Consider the following 20,764-nt stretch of genomic DNA (forward strand, 5'->3'; position numbering starts at 1 on the left):
CCTGGGGCGGCAAACGGGACTCCTGCTTGCGAAGAGGCATGGCGGTGGTGAGCGCGGGGGTGGAGGCCACGAGTGGCGCCGCGCCTCCTCCAGCTTCGGACGGCCCGCCCGGTGCCGCCACTTCACGCACAATCCCTGGAGGAGACGTCGGGGGACCCACCTCCCACCCGGGAGGTGACGGGGCCGCCGTGGGCGCCGCCACGCCGGGAGTGCCCACAGGCCCCCGCTCGACCCGGGAGCCCGCCAGCAGCCATGCGCTCAGCAGCAGCCCGGCGGCCAGCGCCACCGCCCCCACGCGTGACACGCCCCCTCCGGGCAACACGCGCGCACGGTGCACGGGGCCTGGTGCCTCCAGCGGGGGCGGGACTCCCCGTGCTGCCTCCTCGGCGGCCACGGGAAGAGGAGCGGCGGCGTCCACCGGAGAAGGGGCCGCTTCCGGGACATGGGGGGCCCCCGCCGCACTCTCTGGCTCCTCGCCCGCGGGCGCGGGTTCCGCTTCTTCCTCCACCACCGCGGGCGGCGCCACGACGGTAGCACCGCCACCCTCAGGAGCGGGCGGGTGGCGGGCCTTCGCTCCCCGCCGGGGCCGGCCCATGCTCCACCGCCGCATCTCGCGCTCCTCGGCGCTGCGCGGCACCAGCCCGGGCTCCTCCTCGGTGAAGGCGTGCTCCGGGGCGTCCGGGTCCACCAGCGGCACGTCCCAGCTTCCGTCCGCCCCGGCCAGCGCCGCCTCCAGCGCCCGCGCCAGCTCCTCGCACGTGCCGTAGCGCGCCTGCCGCCGCTTCTCCAGCATGCGCTGGCACAGCTCGCCCAGCGCCCGGGGCACGCGCGGGTTCACCTCGTGCGGCGCCTTGGGCCGCTGCGTGAGGATGCGCTCGTCGAGCGGCTGGCCCCGCTGGTAGACGCGCCCGAAGGGCAGCATGTCCGTGAGCAGCCAGTAGAGGAGGACGCCCAGCGCCCACAGCTCGTCTCCCGCGTCCGCCACGTAGCGCGCCTGCCCGCCGGTGTGCGCGCGCGCGAAGCGCAGCGCCTCGGGGCTGCGGTACTCGGCGGTGCACGGCGGCAGCGTGCCCTGGGTGAGCGGGGGCTCCTCCGCCAGCCAGCCGATGCCGAAGTCCACCAGCACCGGCGCCCCGTCCGAGGTGCGCAGCAGGATGTTCTCCAGCTTGAGATCGCGGTGCAGCACGCCCCGGGCGTGGAGGTGCGCCAGCGCCCGCGCCAGCTCCAGCAGCACGCGCGCCACGCAGCGTGCGCACGGGTTGTCCTCCAGGGCCCACTGCTCCAGCGTCCGGCCCTCCACGAAGTCCATGACGAAGTAGAGCGGGCCGTGCACCGGGTGCGGCCACCTGCCGCATGCGTGGAAGCCCACCACGTTGGGGTGCTTGATGCGCCGCAGGATGCTGATTTCCCGCTGCCCCCGGGCCTCCAGGCTCCGGCCGCGCAGCAGCTTGAGGGCGAAGGGCAGCCCCGCGCGCCGCACCTTGAAGACGAGGCCGTGGCCCCCGGAGCCCAGCGGGGCCTCCACCTCGTACTCCCCCACCTTGTCTCCACGGGCCAGGGGCTGGAAGGACACTGTCTCCGTGAGTCGGGCCGGCTTCATGACCTCCAAGGTCTAGCACGGCTTTCGCCTCCCCTGGAGCCCGGGGGCCCGCGGCGCGCGTTTCACGACGCGGGCGCCAGACGGGTGCTGGCCCGCTCCAGGTGTAGACGCCTACACTCGATGTGGTTTTTTTTCATACACACTCAAGTGTAGATATCTACACCTGAAGTCCGCTCAATGCCTTCCGGAGGAAAACAGCTCAGAGGAGCGAGAGCTGTCTGGGCGCGCCGAGCGCACGTGCATCCAGGCCGTGCCCGCGCAGCACCTCGGCCAGCTCCTCGGCGAAACCATGCAGGGTGATGACGTCCCGGGCGCCGGTGGCCTTCGCGTAGCGCACCAGCGAGGGGCAGTCCGCATGGTCCGAGAGCGGGAAGGCCACGTCCGCGCCGTAACGCCGCGTGGCCCCGGCCCCATCCACCGCCCAGCCGGTGAGCACGGCGGTGGCGCGCGGCCAGAGCGGAGCGAGCGCCCCGCCCCGGTGGAGGTGCGGCGGGAAGAAGAGCACCTCGCCCGGCTCGACGCGGCCCTCGTAGCGCCGCAGCGGCTCGATGGGGACGCCGAGCTCGCCGTAGAGCTTCGTCACCTCGTAGATGGAGGGGTGGGCCACCAGCGGGAAGCCGCGGTCCGCCAGGTACTTCATCGCCTCCTGGCTCTTGCCCAGCGCGTAGGCCAGCAGCACCGGCACCGCGCCCCGCTCCAGGTGACGGCGCACCCAGGACTCCACCTGCCCCAGCACCTCCTCGCGCGGCGGGAAGACGTAGCGCGGGTGCCCGAAGGTGGACTCGATGACGAGCACGTCGCACTCGGCCACCTGCGCGGGCTCGGCGGTGAGCGAGGGCGCCAGGCTGATGTCCCCCGTGTAGACGATGCGCTTGCCGTCCTCGCGGGTGACGCGAATCTGCGCGCTGCCCAGGACGTGGCCCGCGGGCAACAGCTCCAGGGTGAGCGGGCCCAGCGCGAAGGGGCGGCCATAGGGTACGGCCAGCGGCGCGTGGACGGTGCCCAGGCGGTGGGCCATGAGCCGCAGCGTGGCGGCGGTGGCGATGGTGCGCTCGTGCCGGGCGATGTGGTCCGCGTGCGCGTGGCTGACGAAGGACAGCGGGGACTTGCGCTTCGCGTCCAGGGACAGCGGCGTCCCCGTCAGGTGCAGTCCATTCCTTCGCAGCTCGACGCTCATGGGAAGCGTTGGGTATAGCGCGTCCCGGTGGCCATGCACGTCTTCTCGCCCTACTCGCTGGCCGGGGCGTCGTCCGGCAGGCGAGGGGCCGTGCGCGCGCGCACCTTGTCCCAGAGATGGCCTCCGAGCTCGGCCACCAGCACGCCCAGGACGATGAGGCCACCGCCCACCCACTCGCGCGGGCCGAGCGTCTCGTAGCCGAGCGCCACCGAGTACACCCCGGCGAAGACGGGCTCCATGGAGCAGATGAGCGCCACGCGCACCGCGGTGGTGCGCGCCTGCGCCCACGTCTGGATGCAGATGGCCATCGCGCTGGCGAAGAGGCCACAGAAGGCCGCCGCGCCCACGAAGGACGGCGTCCACTCCACGTGCGCTCCGGCGAAGGGCAGGCAGAGCACGGACAGCAGCGACACCACCCACAGCTGCACCCCCACGAGCGCCACCACGCCCGACTTCGGCGCGTACCGCTCGGTGAGGAGGATGTGGAAGGCATAGGCCAGCGCACAGCCCAGCGTCAGCCAGTCGCCCCGGGAGAGGCCCTGCCCCGCGTCCAGCTCCGCGCCGGTGAGGTAGCGCATGCCCACCGCCGCCAGCACCACGCCCAGCCACGAGGAGAGGCGTGGCACCCGCCGGAAGAGGGCCAGCCCCAGCACCGGGACGAGCACCACGTACAGCCCGGTGATGAAGGCCGAGCGCGAGGGCGTGGTGGACACCAGCCCCACCGTCTGCAGGGCGAAGCCGAGGAAGAGGAAGACGCCCATCAGCAGCCCCCGGCGCAGCGTCTGGGGGACGAGCAGCTCGCGCCGGGCGATGACGGTGAGCGTCAGCGCGCCGATGCTGAAGCGCAGCGCGAGGAAGGAGAAGGGGTCTCCATGACTGAGCGCCCCCTTCACCACCACGAAGGTGATGCCCCAGAAGGCGGTGATGAGGGCCAGGGCCCCGTCCGCCTGGAGGCGAACACGCGCCTCGGAGTGGGACGGGCCGCCCGTCGTCTGCGTCGGTGCCGGAGTGCTGCTCACGGGGGCTGCTTTTGGCCTACCCACCGGGCCGATGCAATGGGGTCCTCCACCGCTTCAGCCGCCGCCATGCCGAGCGGACACGAGAGTGGCCCCATAGCCACCGGAACAGCCCGTGGGTGGCGAGGAGCAACCCCCGGGAAGCGAGGGGAACGGGAAGCTGGAGCCGCCCACGCCGCAGGGCCGTGACGCGGCCGAGCACCCGCTGAAGCGCATCCGGTGTCCCCAGGAAGGACCGGGTCTCCAGCGGACCAGTGCGCACCACCAGGTGGGCCGAGAGCCGGCCGTCCACGCGGAGCACCAGGGCGATGTCCCCCGCCTCCAGTGACTCCTCGCCACAGCGCAGGACGCGCACCGCGTCTCCCGGCCAGAGCAGGGGCACCATGCTGCGGCCCAGGCCCGTCAGCCAGAGCGAGCGTCCCCTGGGATGGGCCTCCAGCAACCGGAGGGCCTCACCGGGCCGCATGGTCCTCGCACCAGCGCCGCAAGTACGCGCCCGCCTCGGGGTGGTTGCGGAAGGAGAAGCGCCAGGCGGGGAAATGGGACACCAACGTAGCCACCCGCTGGAGCAGCCCGGCCTGGGTGAGCCCGTCCGAAGGGGCACGAAAGGCCTGGGCGAGCAGCAACGGCACCACGGCCACCGGGGCGAGCGGTTCGAGCGACTCCGCGGGGGCATGCACCAGCGCGAAGAGCCCGCCCAGCCGGGCCTCCCGGGCGGTGCCCACCATGTCCGGGTCGGACCGGAAGGGGGTCCCGAGCACCCGTCCATCCGGCAGCAGCGACACGACTTCGTCCGACAGCAGCTCGCCACCGGCCTGCCGCGCCAGACGCGCGAAGGTCGACTTGCCCGCTCCACTGGGACCCACGGCCACCAGCGCCGTCCCGCCAAAAGCCACCCCGGAGGAGTGGAGCAGCACACCGCCCTGCCCCACGGTTCCCAGGTGGAAGGCGGCGCGCAGGGCCAACTCAGCGTCGAGCGCGTCCTGGGGCGGCTCGATGTGGAGCACCATGTCTCGAATGAGCAGACGGGGCCCCTCGGGCCTGCGGGGATTGAGGGGCCGCCCCTCACCAGCCGGGATGGCGCCCCGCTGGATGACGAGCCGGGGGCAGCCCACGTCGACGAGAAACGGGCCGAACGAGCACCGCGCGGACGCGAGCGTCAGCAGCTCGCGCTCCACCTCCACGCCCCACTCGCCAATCCGGAGCCGTGGCATCCGAGCCCGCTCGCCCGCGCCTCAGCACACCCCGGTCTCGGGGTCCGGGACGCAGCTGGGGCTGAAGAGATCCGCCACGACCAGCCGCTCGGAGCGGACCTGGGGCGGCCGGTAGGGCTTCTTCTTCTTCGTCTCCTTCTCCTTGGCCGCCATGCTCATGTCCTGACTCAATAGTACACCACGACCCGCGCCGGGCTGGACTGGCTATCACCCACCGCCAGGTCCTTCCTACCATCCCCATTGAAGTCGAGGATCGTCAGGCTGATTCCCAACGTGGTGGCCGAGGGCAGGCGGGACTGCGCGAAGCCCGTGCCCTGCACCAGGTCGAACTCCGCGCCGGGAATGCCTCGATTGAAGAAGATGAACGCCGAACCATTCGGGTTCAGGTTTTGTCCGATGGCCAGATCCTCCAGACCGTCCCCGTTGAGGTCCCCGCAAGCGAGCGCATTACCGAAACGCCCGCCTCCCTGGAGGGTCACCGGAGTGGAGGGGAATCCCTTGTCCGTCCCATTGGCGTAGAGGTGGACCCGGTGTTGAAAGGGCTGTGCCACCGCCAGGTCGAGCCCGGGTCCACCAAGCAACTGAACACCCCCCACCGCCTCGGCGCCGAAGCCGGTGAGCGCGCCGCCTGTCGTGTTGGGCCCCCGGGTCAGCACCTGCAGGGCCTCGGCCGAGGTGAGGCTGGTGCGGCTCTGGAGCATGGCACCCGAGTAGACGAGGAGCTTGTTGATCGACTCCAGTGAAACCGGGACGGTGAAGTCCGGCACGCCGTCTCCCGTGATATCCCCGAGCCGCGCGTAACCCCGCTGCCGGCCGAAGAAGTTCATGTCCGCGTCGCCCGTCAGCGTCGCATCCGCCTTGGCCGTGGACACGACACACGAGGCGCCACACGGACCCGTCCCGCTCTCGTCCGTCCGCATGGCCAGCCACTGGCTCTGCGTGCGCCCGCGGAAGAAGTACACCCTCTTCTCCCCGTGGGAGCTGATCAGGATCTCCTCGAGCCCGTCCCCCGTGATGTCCTCGATGACCTTCACGGAACCACCCAACGAGGCGGCCCCAGCTGCCACGGGATTGCGGAACTCGATGGGCGCCACGTCGTCCAACATGCCGCCCTTGCGTCCGAAGTACAGGAAGACCCGGCCGCGATTGCTCGACCAGGCCCGCACTCCAACGAGCAGATCCTTCACGGGGTCCGCCGTGCCACCCACGTCACCCACGGCGAAGTCCGCGCCGAAGAACTGGCCCCCCGTCTCGGCCAGGGTCAGGGTCTGCGGGGTGGGAGGCGACGCCAGTTCATTCGTCCCGTAATAGACGTACACGGTCCCCGGCGTGCCCGAGGCCGCGCCGACCACCAGGTCATCCCGTCCATCGGCGTTGAGATCGCCCCATGCGTTCAGGTAGAGCGCGTACCCGTTACCCGCCCCTCCCGGGTTGGTCATCGTGACGCTGTTCCACAGGTTGGCGAGCGGCGGCGCGGCCTCGAAACGAGAATAGTTGCCCAGCTCGTCCCGAGGGCGGAGCTGGATGGAGTAGGTGGACAACGGCGGCAGCGTCAGCGTGTAGCGCGTCGTGTCCGCCGGCAGCAGCGCCCCCGTCTCCTGCTTCACCTTGGAGTCGAAGAACTTCGCCTCGCTGTCCATGCCCTCTGGAAGAAGGGCGTTGGTGGTCCAACGCAGGTCATACCCGGCGAGTGGCCCGTCGAGCTCGTCATCGCCACTGGCCGACCAGGCCACCTCGACCTTCGCCGCGCGCTCCTGACCGGCCACCAGGGTGCGCGTCACCGTGGGCGTGGCCGGCGGCACCACGTCCACGGTGGCGTCCACCAGGTGGCTCACCTGGTTGCCCGAGGCATCGCGCACCCGGACCTCCAGCGTCCCCGAGGTCCCATGGGCGAGCACCACGGGCAGCTCCTTGTCGATCTCCGGATCCGCCGTCACGTCGAACGCGGCCGAGACGGGAGCGCCCCGGTAGAACACCTGCACCGAGCCGCCCGCCGCACCGGTCACCGTGAGCTTGAACCTGGCGTCCGCGTCACCATCACGCGCCAGGTCCTTGACCCGATCGGGAGAGGGCGTGGGAAAGAGGAAGGCGTTGGAGTCCGCGACGAAGTAGAGCGTCTTCGAGGACGGGGAGATGGACGTGATGGCCGGCGGCGTGTTGTCCACGCGCACGTCCACGTAGGCGAACGTCCGCACACCGGTCTCGTCGACGGCATCCACCTGGAGGCGTGTCTCGCCATCCGCGAGCGTCACCACGAAGGAGAACCTGCCCGTCACCGCATCCGCCAAGGCCGTCTGGGAGGGCGTGACCGAACCTCCCTCGTAGAGGGAGACGGTGCGCCCACGGCAGCTCGGAGTGCGCCCCTGGAGCCGGTACTGCAGACCCGCGGCCGGAGACTGGTCGTCCTTGGCCAGCAACAGCGCCGGCGAGCCCGCCGGGTCGGTGATGGTGAGGTCACAGCCCACCACCTGGACGTCGATGCTGACGGGCGCGCTCCGAGCCGTGTTCCCGGCCCCATCTGTGATCTCCGCGACCACGCTCTGCGGGCCACGGGGAAAGTTGACGACGCCCCGCGCCACACCCGAGGAGACGGGGAGCTCCCCCACGAGCCGCTCGCTGTCCGTCCCCGGCGTGGAGAGGATGCGGACCTTCAGCCCCTCTCCCCCCGAGACATCCACCTGGACCGCAAGCTCCGTCGTGCTGGTGTAGGTCCCCGGAAGCGGAGCGGACAGGGCGAGGCTCGGTGCCTCGAGATCCACGGTATGAGTGCGGATGACGGGGGCGCTCACATTGCCCGATTCGTCCGTGGCCACGAGCGTGAGCGTGTAACTGTTCGTGCCGGTGGCGGGCACCTTGAAGTCATGCGTCGCGACGAGCGCGACCGGAGTGAGGCGGATGACGGGCCCCACAGGACTCGACACCGGGCCGAGCATCATCTGCACGCCCCCCGCCGTCACGTCCGTCGAGGTGGTCACACGGGCCCGGAGCAGGAAGTCCGCGTTGCCAGGAGTTCCGTCCGCGTCGTCCGCGGGGCCGAGGGTTGCCTTCACGGGTGAGCTGACGACCAACGTCGGCACCATCCGATCCAATCGGAAGTCGAGGAACGCCTCCCCGTTCAACGGGTACAGCGGGGTGGGCGTGCGCACCCGGTTGGCGTTGCCGGCCACGTCCCGCACGGTGGCGACGACCTGATAGTCCGCCTCGCTCATGTTGGGCAACGCATCGAGCAGGACGACGGCCCGCCCACCGCTCACCTTGCCCTGGCCCAGCACGACGTTGAGGTTGCTGACCTGGCGGACCTGGACGGGCTGCTCATCCGCCACGCCCTCGGTGAAGACCTCCAGGCTCGGTGCCCCCGAGGGAAGCTCGGTGGCATTCACACGGCGGTCCCCATTGGTGTCCTGGACCAGACGCACACTGAGCACCTTCGGCTCGACACTGTCCACCGTCACCGTGACCGCGTCCGACACCGCCAGGGCGCCGTCATCGAGCACGGCCTTCAGGGCGTAATGCCCATCCGGATAAGAGAACAGGCCGTTATAGGGAGGCAGGTTGCTGGCCAGGGTGAACCAGCCCGAGCCGTCCTTGCAGGGCCCGGCGTTCATCACGAGCGCCACGTCCGAGCAGATGTCCACGGTGGCGCTCGCTGACAGCCCCGGCGCATCGTAGGCCAGGGGACGCTGGATGCCGGGAACGGCCGGATCCAGGTCCCCCCCCACGTTGTAGACGGCGGCCGGCGATGCCGCGGGCACCGTCAGCGTGATGGCACCCGGAGTCGTATCCACCCGAGGCACGAGCGTCGCGCAAGCCAGGACACCGCCAGGTCCGACGAGCTCGGCCCGCAGAACGTTGGCCCCCTCCTCCAGGTCCACCGCCGGGAAGGTCTTCACCACGTCGGTCGCCGCCACCTCCTGCGAGCCGATCTCCACCGTTCCGCGCAGGAGCCGGAGCCGTCCCGCGCCGGAAGGAGTCACACCGAGGCTCACGCTCACGGTCAGCCCGCCGCCCGGACGCACGACGCCATCCGCCTGTCCCAGGTAACGGCCTCCCTCAGGCGAGAGGAAGAGCAGCCCGCCTCCCGAGAAGGCCGAGGTGAGGGTCCGGGTCTGCGTGGTCACATTGCCGGCGGGATCCGTCGCCTTCACCAGCAGCTCGCACGAGCCCAGGGCGGCCACCGTGACGTCGCGCAGCAGCAGCGTGCCCCGCGCGTCGGCCTGGCCCGTCACGCCCGAGGCCATACCGCACCCCGTGGCCAGCACCCTGGCGCGCGGCTCCGTCTTCACGTCGAGGGCGATCTGCATCCCGGGCAGGGGCGAGAGGTCCACGAGCGAAGGCCCCAGGATGCTCTCTCCCTCGGGGAGCCCGTGCACGTTCACCGAGAGCTCGGGAGGCGTCGTGTCCACCACCACCCGGAGCGACTGGCTCGCCGCGCCGCCGGGGCAGGAGGCCACCAGCTGGAACGAGCCCTGCTGCGTCAGGGTCAGCGGGACGACGCTCGAGCCGGTCTCGGACCTCCGCGTGACGCTCGCCACCGGAGCGCCCCCCACGTCCAGCGCGGCCACCGTGACGTCCCCCACGTCCGACACCACCCGCACATCGAGAGGCACGGAGGTGGAGCGGACCAGGAGCCCATCATCGGGCTCGATGATGCGGCAGAGCGCCTTCCCCGTCGAGACGTTCACGATCTGCAGCACGCACCGCTCGAGGCCCGCGGCGTTGCGCACGCAGGCCTTCAGGGTGTTGGACCCGCCCGCGAGGTGGGCCGTGAAGGACGCGGCGCGCCCCGCTCCGCTCATGGACGTGACAGCCCGCTGGGGGCTCGCGAACGTGCCGCTGAGCGTCGTGGACAGTTCCACCTCGGTGCCGAGCGGCTCCTGGTCCACCCGCACGGAGACGGGAATCTGCACGCCATTGGAGAGATCCGCGTCCAGATCATCGCTGGCGGACGCAGTGGCCGGGGCCGAGAGGCTCAGCACGGGCGCCGTGCTCGCGACGGTCACGGGGAACTCCCGGCTCGTGACATTGCCTCCGCTGTCGGCGATCCGGAGCGCGAAGACGTATTGCCCATCCATCGGCACCGTGACAGCGGGAAAGAACACCCCGCCCGCCCCCACGGGAACCGAGACCGGTTCCGCCCCCTCGCGCGACAGCGTGGCCAACGCCCCGTCCTCGCAGCAGCCCACCGCCGCTTCCACCTTGAAGGTGGTGGAAGCCACCGGCGCCACGGGTCCGGCCACCTCCACGCGCGGCGCCACCGTGTCCAGGATGAGACCACGCCGGGAACTCGTCACGTCCTGGCCCGCGAAGCGCACCACCGCGTAGCACTCGGCCACCTGCGCCTCACACGCGGACTGGGCGAGCGTCACCGGAACCTCCGTGACGCCTCCCGGGGCCACGGTGAAGTCCACCGGCGCAATGCCGCACGCCTTCTCACACACCAGCGTGCCCGTCCGGCCCGCCAGCCCGCTGGTGCGCAGCTTGAAGCGCACCTGGTAGCCCGGCGTGGCCGGGTCCACGTCATCCGACTCGCGCAGCACCTGGCCCTCGGCGGGGCTGGAGATGTCCACGCTCCACGCCTCGCCGCCCACCGTCACGCTCTGGCTGTGCGTGGCCGTGCGCTTGGAGCCCGCCTCCTCCACCGTCACCCGCAGCACGTTGGTGCGCCCCGGCAGCGTCACCGTGGGAAAGCGCGCCCGGCCCCCGTCGAGGAAGGCCACCGTCGTCTCGCGCCAGGAGGGCTCTCCCGGCAGCTGCACCTCCAGCTTCGCCCGGGCCAGCCTCACCGCGCGGCCCGACGAGTCCGTGGCCTCCGCCACCACGTCGTACTGGAAGCCCGCGGCCGCCGGGTCCGCGTCATCCCCCTGCGCCAGCCGCTGGCCGTCCATGGGCTGCGTGAACGCCACCGTCAGCTCGGACTCCACCGGCGGCGTGCCGCACGTGCACCCCGTCACCCACAGCGCACACACCGCCAGAAGCCACTGCCATCCCGCTCGATGCATGAGTCGCCTCTCGCCGTGCTGGTGGCCTTGGCCTTCCCGGGCTCACGGCCCGAGCACCAGCACCTTCTTGTCCACCAGGAGCCTCACGAAGAAGACCGTGTCCTCACGGCATCGCGCCGGCTCCACTTCGAATTCCTCACACAGCACGGCCACGATGTCGCCCACCGTCCGACATCCGTCGACCAGCTCGAGGATGCGCTCGGCCACCTCGGACACCTCGCCGCCCTCGTCCTCGAAGGTGTGGAGGGTGTCATCCGGGCCCACCGCCAGCATCCGGTCCCCGACCCGCTGGACCCCCGCCTCCGGGTGGAGACGCGGCACCGCCGCCATCACGTCATCCCCGCGCATGCTCACCAGGCGGGGGATGCTACCCGGTCCCGGCCGCCCGGGCCAGGAACGCAGCCCGCTCGCTGGCCCTGTTGTCGACCACTCGGTAACCGCTATGACGAGGGGTGCGCCGCCTGCCCGGTGGCGCGAGGAGACGGGAAAAATCCATGAACACGACGTCCGAGGGGCAACTGGTCCCCCCGCCGGGCTGGTGGAGCCGCAACTGGAAGTGGGCGGTGCCCACGGGGTGCCTGGGGCTGCTGCTGTCCTGTGGGTGCCTGGGCGCCCTGCTCTTCAGCGCCACGGCCTGGCAGTCGTTGAAGGGCAACGGCGTCATCGTGGAGGCGGTGACGCAGGCCCGGCAGTCGATGGAGGTGCGCGAGGCGCTCGGCGAGCCCATCACGTCGAGCACGGTGCCTCAGCAGTTCAACATGTACACCGGGAATGACGGGAGCTCGGCCCGCTTCGCCGTGGGCGTGCACGGCCCCAAGGCCAGCGGCACCCTGGTCGGCGAGGGCTACAAGAAGGACGACGAGGAGGCGTGGACGTTCACCACGCTGAAGGTCGAGGTGCCGGATCATCCCGTCATCAACCTGCTCGGCCCCACGCCCGAGCCGGCTCCCGACATCATTCCCTTCGATCCCAAGTCACTGCCGGACGTGGAGCCCCTGCCCGAGGACGAGCAGCCCGCTCCGCGAAAACCCGAGCGGGGCAAGACGGGACAGGGCCAGGAGGATATCGAGCTCTGATGCCATTTCCCCGCGGCCATTTCCCCGCGGCCATTTCCCCTCTCCCCTCGGGAGAGGGACGGGGTGAGGGTATCGGGTGAACCCGGGTTGAACCCACTGTCCCCATTGTGGGCCACGGGTTGAAGAACGGGCCCGGATACCCTCACCCTGACCCTCTCCCGAAGGGAGAGGGACTCTTGGGACTCTCTTCGCCCATGTCCCTCGAGTGACCCACCCCCGCAACGCGGAAGGGGCGGCCGCGAGGACTGTTCCCCCGCAACCGCCCCTCCTCGACCCGGGCCACTCAGGCCCAGCGCACTACCCCTTGGCCTTGTGGATGGCCTCGCGCAGCGCGGGCAGCACCTTGAAGAGGTCGTCCACCAGTCCGTAGTCGGCCACCTGGAAGATGGGCGCCTCGGCGTCCTTGTTGATGGCGACGATCGTCTTGGAGCTCTTCATGCCCGCCAGGTGCTGGATGGCTCCGCTGATGCCCGCGGCGATGTACAGCTGCGGCGCCACGACCTTGCCCGTCTGGCCCACCTGCAAGTCATTGGGCACCCAGCCGGCGTCGCACACCGCACGCGAGGCGCCCACCGCGGCGCCCAGCTCGTCGGCCAGCGCCTCGATCTCCTTGAAGTCGCCCTTGGTGCCGCGGCCACCGGAGACCACCACGCGCGCCTCGGTCAGCTCGGGACGCGCGCTCTTGACCTCCTTGAAGTCCACGAACTTCGTCTTGCCCGTCTCCACCTTGGGCGAGAACGTCTTCACCTCGGCGGCTCCCTGGCCTCCCGCGGCCGCGGGGAACTCGGTGGCGCGCAGCGTGAACACCTTCACCGGCGTGGTCAGCTTCACCTCGGCGAAGACGTTGCCCGCCCACATGGGCCGGCTGAACGTCACGTCCGCGCCACCGCCGTTGAAGCCCATCACGTCCGTGGCCATGGCCGCCTGCAGGCGCGCCGCCACGCGGGGCATCAGGTCCTTGCCCTGCGCCGTGGACGCCATGCCCACGTAGTGGGCTCCAATGGACTTCGCCAGCTCGGCGATGGCCGGGGCATACGTCTCGGCCAGGTAGTGCTCGAACTCGGGCGCCGCGGCGGTGTGCACCGCCTTGGCCCCCAGGCCCGCCAGCTCACCCGACACCTTGGACGGATCCTTGGAGAGCAGCACCAGGTGCAGCTCCGCGCCCGCCTTCTCGGCGAGCTGCTTGCCCGCGCCCACGGCGTTCAGGGTCGCCTTGCGCAGGTTCCCGTCCGGCTGCTGCTCCGCAACGATGAGAACGATCGGCATGTTCGGCTCCAGATTCTCGAAGTAGTGAGGGAACGGGCCCCGGTCAGACGACCTTCGCCTCGTTGCGCAGCTTCTCCACCAGCGTCGCCACGTCCGGCACCTTGATGCCGGCCTTGCGCGGGGGCGGCGAGGCCATCTTCGTCACCTGCACCTTCGGGGTGACGTCCACGCCCAGCTTCGCCGGCGTCAGCTCCTCGATGGGCTTGCTCTTGGCCTTCATGATGCCCGGCAGGCTCGCGTAGCGCGGCATGTTCAGCCGCAGGTCCGTGGTCACCACCGCCGGCAGCGCGCACTCGAGCGTGGCCAGCCCGTTGTCCACCTCGCGCACCACGCGCACGCTCTTGCCGTCCGCGCCCACCTGCAGCGCCGGCACCTTGTTCTTCTCCTGCTCGCTCTCCAGCGACTCCACCTTGGAGGCGAACGTGGCCTGGCCCCAGCCCAGGTACTCGGCCAGGTACTGGCCCACCTGGTTCTGGTCATCGTCGATGGCCTGCTTGCCCAGGATGACCAGGTCCGGCTTCTCCTTCTCGGCCACCTTCTGCAGCAGCCCCGCCACGCCCATCTGGTCCAACGCACCCGTGTGGTTCACCCACACCGCGCGCGTCGCGCCCATGGCCAGCGCGTGCCGCAGCTGCTCATGCACTTCCTTGCCGCCGATGGAGACCACCACCACCTCGCCGCCATGCCTGGCCACGAGGCGCAGTCCCTCTTCGACGCCAATCTCATCGAAGGGGTTGATCTTGTACTTGAGCCCCTCCTGCACGATGCCCGAGCCGTCCGGCTTCACCTTGATCTTGGACTCGGGGTCTTCCACGCGCTTGGCGGTGACGAGGATCTTCACGTCCTTCTCCTTAGAGCGGGTACTCCCAGAAATGGCGCAACAGTGCGCATGTTCATGACGCAACGCGCTGTGCCGCGGGGCGTTGATCTACGCATCAACACCCAACGACGGCAACGGAGAAGCGTCTCCAGCGGACAGTTTTTCTTCCCTACTTGAACAGCTCGCGCGCGATGACGAGCCGCTGCACCTGGCTGGTGCCCTCGTAGATTTGGATGAGCTTGGCGTCGCGCATCAGCTTCTCCACCGGGTACTCCTTGATGTAGCCGTAACCGCCGTACACCTGCACGGCGTCGGTGGCGACCTTCATGGCCATGTCAGCGGCGAAGCACTTGGCGTACGAGGACTGCAGCGAGGCGCGCTGGCCCTGGTCCAACAACCACGCGCTCTGGTGGCACAGCAGGCGCGCGGCCTGGGTGTTCATGGCCATGTCGGCGAGCATGAACTGGATGCCCTGGTGCTCGCGGATGGGCTTGCCGAACGTCTTGCGCTGAGCGGAGTACTCCAGCGAGTACTCGAGCGCGGCGCGGGCGATGCCCACCGAGAGGATGGCGGTGATGGGACGGCTGTTGTCCAGCGTCTCCATGGCGATGCGCCAGCCCTCGCCCTCCTCGCCGATGCGGTTGGCCACCGGGACGCGCACGTCCTCGAAGGTGAGCGCCACGGTGTCGCTGGCGCGCTGGCCCATCTTGTTCTCGTGCTTGCCCACGGTGAGGCCCTTGGGACGGCCCTCCACCACGAAGCAGGTAATCCCCTTGTGCTTCTTCGCCTTGTCCAGCGTGGCGAACACCGTGTACTGGTCCGCGTGGCCGCCGTTGGTGATGAAGCACTTGGCGCCGTTGAGCACGTAGTGGTCACCGTCGCGCACCGCGGTGGTGCTCATGCCGGCCACGTCCGAGCCCGCCTCCGGCTCCGTGAGGCAGAAGGAGGCCAGCTTGAACTTCTCGGTGAAGGGCTTGAGCAGGCGCTGCTTCTGCTCCTCGCTGCCGCCCACGATGATGGGCAGGTTGGCCAGATCGTTCGCCGTGATGGAGGTGGCCATGCCCGCGCAGCCCCAGGCCAGCTCCTCGTACGCCAGGAGCTGATCCACGTGCGACATGCCCAGGCCGCCGTACGCCTCGGGGATGGCCATGTTCAGCAGGCCATTCTCCCAGGCCGACATGATGACCTCCCGGGGGAACTGGGAGGTCTCATCGTGATGCGCCGCCTTGGGGCGGATCACCTCGCGGGCGAACTTGCGCGCCATCTCCTGCAGGGCGCGCTGGGATTCGGTGAGCTGGAAGTCCATGGTTCCTCGCTGATGTGGGAGAGGGAACTACACGTTCCCTGATTCCAGAATCAACGAATACCCCGGACCGGGGAATTGCGCCAGCACACCGCACCTGGTGTGTGGACTACGGCTTGGCGGCCTTGGGGACCTTCTCCCAGTCGGCGAGGAACTTCTTGATGCCGATGTCGGTCAGCGGATGGTTGGCCAGCTGGGTGATGACGCTGTAGGGGAGCGTGGCCACGTGGGCGCCCATGCGAGCGGCCTGGAGGACGTGGACGGGGTTGCGGATGCTGGCCACCAGCACCTGGGTGGTGAAGTCGTAGTTCTGGTAGATCTCGAGGATGTGGGCGATGAGCTCCATGCCGTCCTGGGAGATGTCATCCAGGCGGCCCACGAAGGGCGAGATGTAGGTGGCGCCGGCCTTGGCGGCGAGCAGCGCCTGGTTGGCGGAGAAGCAGAGGGTCACGTTGGTGCGGATGCCCTCGGCGGTGAGCGCCTTGACGGCCTTCATGCCCTCGACGCCCATGGGAATCTTGACCACGACGTTGTCGTGGATCTTGGCGAGCCCGCGGCCCTCCTTGATGAGCTCGGGGGCCTCGGCGGAGACGCACTCGGCGCTCACGGGGCCATCCACGATGGAACAGATTTCACGGATGGTCTCCTCGAGGCCGCGGCCCACCTTGGCCAGCAGCGACGGGTTGGTGGTGACACCATCCAGCACGCCCATGTCGTGGGCCTTGCGAATCTCCGAGACGTCGGCGGTATCGATGAAGAACTTCATCTCGTCCCCTCTCCGGTTCAGTTGAGGCAGGAAGCCTGTAATGGACAACGCGCGGAGGCAGGAGGTGCGCTCCCGTCTGCCCGCCGGGCGTGCAGGCGCGTAGCCGATGCCCCCCGGTGCGTCAAGCTGGCAGGCCCGGCAGTGCTGAGTACAGGGCCCGAGCCCGCCCGTGGGCCGCGGGCTCAGCCTCGCCGGAAGGCGTAGTACCCCTCGAGAATCGGCCTGCCGCCCCGCTTCGTCATGCCGAAATGGCGCAGGACTTCCGCGTCCCACAGGTCCTCGGACTCGAAGCGCAGGGGACGGCCGTCGGAAAGCTCGATGTCGAGGGTCAGCTGGGAGCGGCGCTCGAGCTCGTAGTCGTAGCGCACCCGCCGGATCTCCGCCCCCTTGAGAATGCAGTAGATCATGACCCGGATGGACGCGGAGGTAGAGGACGCGAAAGCCTGGATGAGCGGCGTGAGCGCCTCGCTGTCCGCGATGAGCTGGTCGAGAAGCGGCGACGCCATGGGCTCCGACAGAAGCCGCTCATACTCGGCTTCGACGGCTTGAATCTCCTGCAGGTACCTCCGGGCCTCGGTCTCGGCTCCCTCTCTGAGCGCCCACCCCACACCGGCGGTGTCGAACAACTGTCTCAACGTTCGTGTCTGCTCGCCCTGCGTCACGCGGCCTCCCGCGGCGATGGGATGATGCCTCGCAAGAGCCAGCGGTTGCGCTCGATGTTCTCGAGCAACTCGCTGACCAGCTTCCCCGAGGCGGAGTTCCTGTCGTTCACCACGAACGACAGAGCGTCTTCATGGCACGAGACCCAGATGACGGCATCCGCGTTCCCGGCCGTCAGTCCGTCTCGACGCCACGACTCGAAGCTGGCCGGGTCCCGATAGATGAAGGCTTCAGCGGCATGCGTGAGCGGGAAGAGCCGGCCACTGCGGATGGGCAGGACCGGCCGGCCAGGAACCTCGACCATGGCATCCCTCCAGATGGTGCGCAGCCACCGGACCGTCAGGTCGATCTCCGCCCCGCTGGAAGCACCCTCCACCCAGAGATCATCTCCGCCCATCATTCGATGCCCGTCCTTCCGTGGAACGACTGCCGCGCACGCTCCACCTCGTACGTCACAGGAGAATAGAAGATGCGCCTGAGGCGGCCTCGGCCTCCTGGCAACGGCAGCAGATCTCCCCGGTCACTGAAGGAAAAGATGTAGTGGAGCTTGTCCCTGGGCAAGAACAGCTTCACCGCGAGGTGGGGCTCATCGGGTGGATAGTCCGTGAAGTAGGCCCCCACGGGATTGTGTGCGGCCCGAGGCTGAGAGGCCCTGAAGGTCCAGGTCGGCTGGCTGCGAATGCCGTCGAAGCCCTCCTTGTTCGTGAAATGATTCATGAGCCGATGCTCGTGCAAGGACCAGACCAGATTGTCACGGGACAGGACGCTCCTCGTAGGTTCGGCGGTTGCTCGCGCCCCGTGGGTTGAGGCTCCGTACAGCCGGGGCCATGAGCGTCCCGGTTTCAAGACGGATGGCCCCTCTTCAAGAGACGTGGCTCGAGCGCGAGCCGGACACGTCTCCAGGAGGGGGCGAGATGGAGAGCATGAACGCCCGCTGAGCAAGGAGGCGCGCGGCGGATGCCCTCGTTCGTCAGGCTGGCAGGCCCGGCAGTGCTGGGGGTACAAGAGCCGCCCATGGCCCGAGCCACTCGAAGCACCGCCCGGAAGCCCCGCCTCCGAGCCATCCCCGGACACGCCACACCCGCCGCCGGGTCCACGCCCCCGACCACCTCCGTGCCGTCTCAAGATGAACGCGAGGCCACGCTGGCCTATGCGCGCAGCGTGCTCGAGGCCGAGGCGCAGGCCATCCTGGGGCTGATGGGCCGGCTGGGCGACTCCTTCCTGAAGGCGCTCGAGCTGGTGCGCGATTCGGTGCAGACGGTAGTGACGGGCGTGGGCAAGGCGGGGCTGATCGGCCAGAAACTGTCGGCCACGCTGGCCTCCACGGGCATCCGCTCCGTCTTCCTGCACCCCACCGAGGCCGTGCACGGAGACCTGGGCCGGGTGGGCCGCGGCGACGTCATCCTCGCGCTGTCCAACAGCGGCGCCACCGAGGAGCTGGTGCGGCTGCTGCCCTCCTTCAAGCGCCTGGGTGCCCCCGTCATCGCCATCACCGGCGACGCGGAGAGTCCCCTGGCCCGAGGCGCGGACGTGGTGCTGGACATCGGCCGGATTGAAGAGGCCTGCCCCATGGGAATGGTGCCCACCGCGTCCACGGCGGCGCTGCACGCCATTGGCGACGCGCTGGCCATGGCGGTGCTGCGCGCGCGGCCCTTCGGCTCGGCCGAGTACGCCCTGCTGCACCCGGGCGGGAAGATCGGCCGCTCCGTCATGCGCGTCTTCGAGCTGATGCGCTCGGGCCCGTCCAACCCCGTGGTGCGCGACACCGCGAAGCTCTCCGAGGCCGTGGTGGTGATGACCAACACCCCGGGCCGGCCCGGCGCCACCAACGTGGTGGACCGGCAGGGACGGCTGGTGGGCATCTTCACCGACGGCGACCTGCGCCGGCTCGTCGAGCAGGGCCGGACGAACTTCGACATGCCCATCCGCGAGGTGATGGGCAAGCGGCCCCGGTGCGTGGGCCCCGAGGTGCTGGTGCTCGAGGCCACCAAGCTGATGCGCGAGTTCCGCGTGGACCAGCTCCCCGTGGTCGACGCCGAGGGCAAGGCCGTGGGCCTGCTCGACGTGCAGGACCTGCTCGCCGCGCGCTTCTTCTGAGAGGGTATTGAACTGGAACAAAAGGGCACGACATGCAGTACCCAGCCAGTAGGCAGCCGAGCCTAAAAGCACGAGCCAAGACTTACCGCTCCCGGCAGTTTGCGAGGGGCAGCTCAAACAGCCTCAAAGTCCCTGAATGCGGGATGCCGTAAGCATGGTAATAAACGAGCCATGGATGAGAACGCGCTTTTGAAAGATCTTCGCGAAAAAATCGAATCGCGACAGGTGCTTTGTGTAATCGGGGCAGGCGTTTCCATGGCCGCTTCGGCCAGTGCCAAGACGGCATCGTGGAAAGGACTGCTAGAGCACGGCGTGGATTGGACAATGCAAGTGGTTCAACCCCCTCCATCCAACAAGTGGCGCGATTCGGTCATCACCGACCTAGAAGCGGGAGAAACCGACCTTCTCATTTCTGCCGCAGAAAAGATCAGCTCCAAGCTTGGTGCACCAAAAGGGCCTGAATATGCGAATTGGTTGCGAGAAAGCATAGGCTCTCTGCGCGCCACGAATCACACACTAATAGAGGCAATCGCATCCCTCAGGGTTCCAATTGCCACAACCAATTACGATAGCCTTCTCGAGGAAGTAACTGGTCTGCCAGCAGTAACAGCTCGGGATCCTGGCGAAGTGGAGCGAGTTGTACGCGAAGCAGAACCTGGCATTATTCATTTGCACGGCTGGTGGAAGCATCCGGAGACAGTCGTGCTTGGTATTCGCTCGTATGAACGGGTTCTCGCGGATGCGCATGCGCAAGCAATCCTCCGCTCGCTTGCAATGACCAAAACATTGCTCTTTATCGGCTTCGGGGCAGGACTGGATGACCCAAACTTTGCTGCGCTCGCTGCGTGGGCATCAAACGTCCTGTCTGACTCCCCATATCGACGGTATAGATTGGCCAAAACCAACGAAACAACTTCACTTCCCAGTTCAGTCCGAGCAGACCCTCGGCTCTATACACTAAATTACGGCGAGAGCCATGCGGATCTACCAAACTTCATCCGGTCGCTTGCTCCCAAGGCACACACTCGAGTTACACCGCATGGCGTAAAAAAATCTTATCCTGATATACATCCTGCAGTAGCGTCAACAATTCCTGAATTGCTGGCCCATCTTTATTCGCCTCATGTGCCGCTGGCGAAGTGCCTGGCTGAAGCACTTGCGCTAGCGATTCAGACGAAGAACGGAGTTCTAGAGGAGTTCTGCCGCGGCGAACTGGACGGCTGGAGTCTTAGCAGCAAGGATGAGACCGCCGAGGGTAGCTTGTCATACAGAGTGGTTGATGTCTTCATCTTGCTGAAGGGAGAGATAGATTTGGACTATCCTGGTTGGGGTGGGAAAGAGGACCGTATTTTTGAATATATGGAGACCAATCCGGATACGTTCAAGAAGCTTCGGTGGCTGCTCCATTTCTCAGTGCCGTTTCTTGAATCCAAACTACACAAGCACTTAGATGTGGTAGGATTAACCGTATTTACGTTCCCGGCGAATCTTCTGATCCCCACAACCAAGTACAAAGGAGACGTTCGAGCCTATGCGCGTTCGGATGTCATCCACAGCCTGCTCACTCGGATTCGTTTGGAACTAACCACGAAACTCCTATCGATACTGCCCACTGCTACGACAAAGTAAGAACCACAAATCGGCATAGGGGGGTAGAGAGGGTAACTCCCTACTCCCCCTGCCACACCACCGGACAGGCGGATCCGCATCCGGCGGTTCGGTTGGTTGAGGTTATCTCTCCCGACGTCCGTTTTCGTTCGCCGCCCTCGG

Annotated in this window: 18 protein-coding genes; 3 read left to right on the plus strand and 15 right to left on the minus strand. The window is 68.4% G+C overall.

Translation table 11 applies throughout. The features are described from left to right. The 8 genes from AC16DP_RS21205 to AC16DP_RS21240 form a co-directional block, all read right to left on the minus strand. Nucleotides 1-1,600 (minus strand): serine/threonine-protein kinase (locus tag AC16DP_RS21205; protein WP_483956836.1); only part of this gene is annotated, 1,600 nt, incomplete at its 3' end. A 199-nt stretch (nt 1,601-1,799) separates the two neighbouring features. Then, nucleotides 1,800-2,777: an MBL fold metallo-hydrolase gene (locus AC16DP_RS21210; RefSeq protein ID WP_329731095.1), complete on the minus strand. Its 978-nt coding sequence runs from the start codon at nt 2,775-2,777 to the stop codon at nt 1,800-1,802. A gap of 50 nt (nt 2,778-2,827) precedes the next feature. Continuing rightward, a complete protein-coding gene (locus tag AC16DP_RS21215; protein WP_329731094.1) occupies nt 2,828-3,796 on the minus strand; it encodes a DMT family transporter in 969 nt (322 codons plus the stop codon). 16 nt (nt 3,797-3,812) lie between these two features. Further along, entirely contained in the window at nt 3,813-4,259 is a 447-nt protein-coding gene (locus AC16DP_RS21220) for a hypothetical protein (RefSeq protein WP_329731093.1), read from the minus strand. After that, nucleotides 4,246-5,007 (minus strand): phosphoenolpyruvate carboxykinase (ATP), encoded by a 762-nt coding sequence (locus AC16DP_RS21225; protein ID WP_329731092.1) that lies wholly within the window; start codon nt 5,005-5,007, stop codon nt 4,246-4,248. The genes AC16DP_RS21220 and AC16DP_RS21225 overlap by 14 nt, the downstream gene beginning before the upstream one ends. A 21-nt stretch (nt 5,008-5,028) precedes the next feature. Further along, on the minus strand, nt 5,029-5,166 hold the full coding sequence (locus AC16DP_RS21230; protein WP_329731091.1) for a hypothetical protein: 138 nt from the start codon (nt 5,164-5,166) through the stop codon (nt 5,029-5,031). 8 nt (nt 5,167-5,174) lie between these two features. Further along, a complete protein-coding gene (locus AC16DP_RS21235; RefSeq protein ID WP_329731090.1) occupies nt 5,175-11,006 on the minus strand; it encodes an FG-GAP-like repeat-containing protein in 5,832 nt (1,943 codons plus the stop codon). Between the two features lie 42 nt (nt 11,007-11,048). After that, nucleotides 11,049-11,354 carry a PqqD family protein gene (locus tag AC16DP_RS21240; RefSeq protein WP_329731089.1) on the minus strand — a complete coding sequence of 102 codons (306 nt, stop codon included), beginning with the start codon at nt 11,352-11,354 and terminating at the stop codon, nt 11,049-11,051. A 146-nt stretch (nt 11,355-11,500) separates the two neighbouring features. Between AC16DP_RS21240 and AC16DP_RS21245 the strand changes: the two genes are divergently transcribed. Beyond that, nucleotides 11,501-12,082: a cytochrome c oxidase assembly factor Coa1 family protein gene (locus tag AC16DP_RS21245; RefSeq protein WP_329731088.1), complete on the plus strand. Its 582-nt coding sequence runs from the start codon at nt 11,501-11,503 to the stop codon at nt 12,080-12,082. Between the two features lie 297 nt (nt 12,083-12,379). Here the strand turns inward: AC16DP_RS21245 and AC16DP_RS21250 are convergent, their stop codons facing one another. From AC16DP_RS21250 to AC16DP_RS21280, 7 genes are all read right to left on the minus strand, one after another. Further along, nucleotides 12,380-13,348, minus strand: coding sequence for an electron transfer flavoprotein subunit alpha/FixB family protein (locus AC16DP_RS21250; protein ID WP_329731087.1), 969 nt, complete (start codon nt 13,346-13,348; stop codon nt 12,380-12,382). A 43-nt stretch (nt 13,349-13,391) separates the two neighbouring features. Further along, nucleotides 13,392-14,189: an electron transfer flavoprotein subunit beta/FixA family protein gene (locus tag AC16DP_RS21255; protein ID WP_329731086.1), complete on the minus strand. Its 798-nt coding sequence runs from the start codon at nt 14,187-14,189 to the stop codon at nt 13,392-13,394. 148 nt (nt 14,190-14,337) lie between these two features. After that, complete coding sequence (locus AC16DP_RS21260; RefSeq protein ID WP_329731085.1) at nt 14,338-15,474, minus strand: acyl-CoA dehydrogenase family protein; 1,137 nt, start codon at nt 15,472-15,474, stop codon at nt 14,338-14,340. Between the two features lie 106 nt (nt 15,475-15,580). Next, complete coding sequence (gene fsa / locus AC16DP_RS21265) at nt 15,581-16,237, minus strand: fructose-6-phosphate aldolase (protein WP_483956837.1); 657 nt, start codon at nt 16,235-16,237, stop codon at nt 15,581-15,583. A 182-nt stretch (nt 16,238-16,419) separates the two neighbouring features. Further along, nucleotides 16,420-16,872 carry a hypothetical protein gene (locus AC16DP_RS21270; RefSeq protein WP_483956838.1) on the minus strand — a complete coding sequence of 151 codons (453 nt, stop codon included), beginning with the start codon at nt 16,870-16,872 and terminating at the stop codon, nt 16,420-16,422. A gap of 23 nt (nt 16,873-16,895) precedes the next feature. Next, entirely contained in the window at nt 16,896-17,297 is a 402-nt protein-coding gene (locus tag AC16DP_RS21275; RefSeq protein WP_483956839.1) for a hypothetical protein, read from the minus strand. After that, nucleotides 17,294-17,614 (minus strand): hypothetical protein, encoded by a 321-nt coding sequence (locus AC16DP_RS21280; protein ID WP_483956840.1) that lies wholly within the window; start codon nt 17,612-17,614, stop codon nt 17,294-17,296. The genes AC16DP_RS21275 and AC16DP_RS21280 overlap by 4 nt, the downstream gene beginning before the upstream one ends. Nucleotides 17,615-17,911: 297 nt before the next feature. On the opposite strand from AC16DP_RS21280, the gene AC16DP_RS21285 reads away from it, so the two are divergent. Continuing rightward, nucleotides 17,912-18,994: a KpsF/GutQ family sugar-phosphate isomerase gene (locus AC16DP_RS21285; protein WP_483956841.1), complete on the plus strand. Its 1,083-nt coding sequence runs from the start codon at nt 17,912-17,914 to the stop codon at nt 18,992-18,994. A gap of 171 nt (nt 18,995-19,165) precedes the next feature. Continuing rightward, entirely contained in the window at nt 19,166-20,623 is a 1,458-nt protein-coding gene (locus AC16DP_RS21290; RefSeq protein WP_483956842.1) for an SIR2 family NAD-dependent protein deacylase, read from the plus strand. The last annotated feature ends 141 nt before the right edge of the window (nt 20,624-20,764 follow it).

The organism is Archangium sp. (assembly GCF_057119385.1).